Origin of the sequence: Stenotrophomonas sp. (genome assembly GCF_031995405.1) — a bacterium.
In the GTDB taxonomy this organism is placed as follows: domain Bacteria; phylum Pseudomonadota; class Gammaproteobacteria; order Xanthomonadales; family Xanthomonadaceae; genus Stenotrophomonas.
This window is the reverse complement of sequence record NZ_DAMAGC010000039.1, coordinates 4,521-7,573: the sequence shown is the minus strand read 5'-3', so window position 1 is coordinate 7,573 and position 3,053 is coordinate 4,521. Positions and strand designations below refer to the sequence as shown.

4 protein-coding genes are annotated in these 3,053 nt (G+C 69.3%); 2 read left to right on the top strand and 2 right to left on the bottom strand.

What is annotated here, in order from left to right; genetic code table 11:
- Both RTO53_RS09240 and nudE read right to left on the bottom strand, forming a co-directional pair.
- Window positions 1-283 (bottom strand): inositol monophosphatase family protein (locus RTO53_RS09240; protein ID WP_312237512.1); only part of this gene is annotated, 283 nt, incomplete at its 3' end.
- Window positions 280-828 carry an ADP compounds hydrolase NudE gene (nudE, locus tag RTO53_RS09235; protein WP_312237511.1) on the bottom strand — a complete coding sequence of 183 codons (549 nt, stop codon included), beginning with the start codon at window positions 826-828 and terminating at the stop codon, window positions 280-282. The genes nudE and RTO53_RS09240, both read right to left, overlap by 4 nt.
- 50 nt (window positions 829-878) lie before the next feature.
- On the opposite strand from nudE, the gene bioA reads away from it, so the two are divergent.
- Window positions 879-2,270, top strand: a complete 1,392-nt coding sequence (gene bioA, locus RTO53_RS09230) for an adenosylmethionine--8-amino-7-oxononanoate transaminase (RefSeq protein ID WP_312237510.1) — start codon at window positions 879-881, stop codon at window positions 2,268-2,270.
- Complete coding sequence (locus RTO53_RS09225) at window positions 2,261-2,995, top strand: 16S rRNA (uracil(1498)-N(3))-methyltransferase (protein WP_312237509.1); 735 nt, start codon at window positions 2,261-2,263, stop codon at window positions 2,993-2,995. Before bioA ends, RTO53_RS09225 begins: the two co-directional genes overlap by 10 nt.
- Window positions 2,996-3,053 lie beyond the last annotated feature (58 nt).

Here is a 3,053-nt window from a genome sequence, read left to right as displayed (position 1 = left end):
GGGTGCCGTCGAGCGGGTCGACCAGCCAGTAGGCACCCCAGTGCTGGCGCACCTCCCACGGCACCTGCGCCGATTCCTCGGACAGGATCGGCAGGTCGGGGGTGAGTTGCTGCAGGCCACGCTCGATCACCTGGTTGGCGGCCAGGTCCGCGGCGGTAACCGGACTGCGGTCGGATTTGATCTCCACCTCGAACGGGGTCGCGTAGACGGCCATGATGGCGGCGGCCGCGTCCTGGGCGATGGCGATGACGGTTTCGCGCAGATCGGTGGTGAGCTTGATCATTCCTGGCCGCCCAGCCACTGCCGGGCGATGAACAGCGCCGCCAGTGAACGCCCTTCGGAGAAGTCCTCGCGCAGCATCAACTGGTCCAGCTCGGCCAGTTTCCACGGCACCACTTCCAGTTCCTCGGGCTCATCACCGACCAGGCGCTCGGGGTACAGGTCGCGCGCCACCACCAGCCACGACTGGTGGCTCATGTAGGTGGGCGCCAGGGTCATCGCGCGCAGCACGTCCAACCGCCGCGCGCCGTAGCCGGCTTCTTCCTTCAGTTCACGATCGGCGGCCTGCAGCGGCGTTTCGCCGGCATCGATCCGGCCCTTGACCAGGCCCAGTTCGTAGCGGTGGACGCCGGCGGCGTACTCGCGCACCAGCAGCACGGTCTCATCGTCCAGCATCGGCACCACCACCACCGCGCCATGCCCGTGGCTGATCAGGCGCTCGAAGCGGCGGCGTTCGCCGTTGGAGAATTCCAGATCAAGGTGCTGGCGCTGGAACGGCCCGCTCTGCTCGTCCGTGATGCGGTGGATGATGGGCAGGCGACGACTCATGCGAGCCTCTCTAGAATGGGTGCTGGTGAAAACGTCTTCATGAGCCCGAAATGCTAGCAGACCCAGCCCCCCAATCGCTGGCCGACCAGTGGCGCCGTCGCGACCTGGCCGTGCTCTGGCACCCGTGCACGCAGATGCGCGAACACCCCGACACCCTGCCACTGGTGCCGATCGCCCGCGGTGAAGGCCCGTGGCTGATCGACCATGACGGCAAACGCTACCTCGATGCGGTGAGCAGCTGGTGGACCAATCTGTTCGGCCACGCCGAACCCCGGATCGGCGCCGCCATCGCCCAGCAGGCCACCCAGCTGGAGCAGGTGATGCTGGCCGGCTTCAGCCATGAACCGGCGGTGCGGCTGGCCGAACGCCTGTTGGCGATCGCCCCGCGCCAGGTCGGCCGCGACCCGCTGGCCAAGGTCTTCTATGCCGACAATGGCTCGGCCGGGGTCGAGGTGGCGCTGAAGATGGCCTTCCACTACTTCCGCAACCGTGGCGAGCACCACCGCACCCGTTTCGTGGCCCTGGAGAACGGTTACCACGGTGAGACGCTGGGCGCGCTGTCGGTGGGCGATATCCCGCTGTACCGCCGCGTGTATGCCCCGCTGCTGACCGAGGCGCTGTTCGCCCCGTCGCCGGACGCCTACCTGGCCGAACCCGGCCAGAGCGCCGCACAGCGCGCCCACCAGGCCGCCGATGCGCTGGCCACGCTGTTCGACCAGCACCCCGGTGAGATCTGCGCGGTGATCCTGGAACCGCGCCTGCAATGCGCCGGCGGCATGCGCATGCACGATCCGGTCTACCTGCAGCGCGCCCGCGCTCTGTGCGATGCCAACGGCGCGTTCCTGATCGCCGACGAGATCGCCACCGGCTTTGGCCGCACCGGCACGATGTTCGCCTGCGAGCAGGCCGGGGTGATGCCCGACCTGCTGTGCCTGTCCAAGGGCCTGACCGGCGGTTTCCTGCCGCTGTCGGCGGTGCTGGCCACCCAGGCGCTGTACGACGCCTTCCTCGATGATTCGCGCGAGCGGGCGTTCCTGCATTCGCACAGCTACACCGGCAATCCGCTGGCCTGCGCCGCCGCGCTGGCGACGCTGGACATCTTCGCCGGGGAGGACGTGATCGCGCGCAACCGCAGCACCGCCGAGGTGATGCGCACGCTGGCGGCACCGTTCAACGACCATCCGCACGTGGCCGATGTCCGCCAGGCCGGAATGGTGGTGGCCTTCGAACTGACCCGCAATGGCGACAAGCGCACGCCCTTCCCCGCCGAGGCGCGGGTGGGGCTGCACGCCTATACCGCCGCGCTCAAGCGTGGGGTGGTGCTGCGCCCGCTGGGCAACGTGCTGTACTGGATGCCGCCGTACTGCGTGGAAGACGAACACCTGGACCTGCTGGCCCAGAGCACCCTGGCCGCGATCGAGGAGGCCGTTGCATGCGCGTGACCCGATGCCATGTCGACACCCCGCTGGCCGTCGGCCAGACCCTGTCGCTGCCCGAAGAGGCGGCCAACCACCTGGTGCGGGTCATGCGGCTGCGCGAGGGCGACGGCTGCGTGCTGTTCAACGGCGATGGGCACGATTACCCGGCCACCCTGGTGGTGGTGGGCAAGCGCGATGCGCAGGTCCGGATCGACGCGGCCACCGCGCTGGACAACGAATCGCCGCTGCACATCACCCTGCTGCAGGGCATCGCCCGTGGCGAGAAGATGGACCTGATCCTGCAGAAAGCCACCGAACTGGGCGTGGCGGCGATCGTGCCGGTCAACGCCGAGCGCACGGAAGTGAAACTGGATGCGGCACGCGCCGGGAAGCGGCTGGCGCACTGGACCAGCGTGGTGGTGTCGGCCTGTGGTCAATCCGGGCGTGCGCGGGTGCCCCAGGTAGCGGCGCCGCAGTCGCTGCTGGAGGCCGCACGCCAGATGCCGGCGCAGGCGCTCAAACTGACCCTGGACCCGCTCGGCGAGCATCGCCTGTCCACCCTGCAACCGGCGCCGGGTGGGGTGGTGATCGCCATCGGGCCGGAGGGTGGCTGGTCACCACGCGACCGCCAGGCGTTGGCCGAGGCCGGCTTCCAGGGCCTGCAACTGGGGCCGCGGATCCTGCGCACCGAAACCGCCGGATTGGCCGCGATCGCCGCCGTGCAGGCGCGGTTGGGCGATCTGGGGTAAGCGGTAAGCAGCAACGGCAACGGCAGCCACGCATGGCGTGGCTCTACCGGAGGGCCGA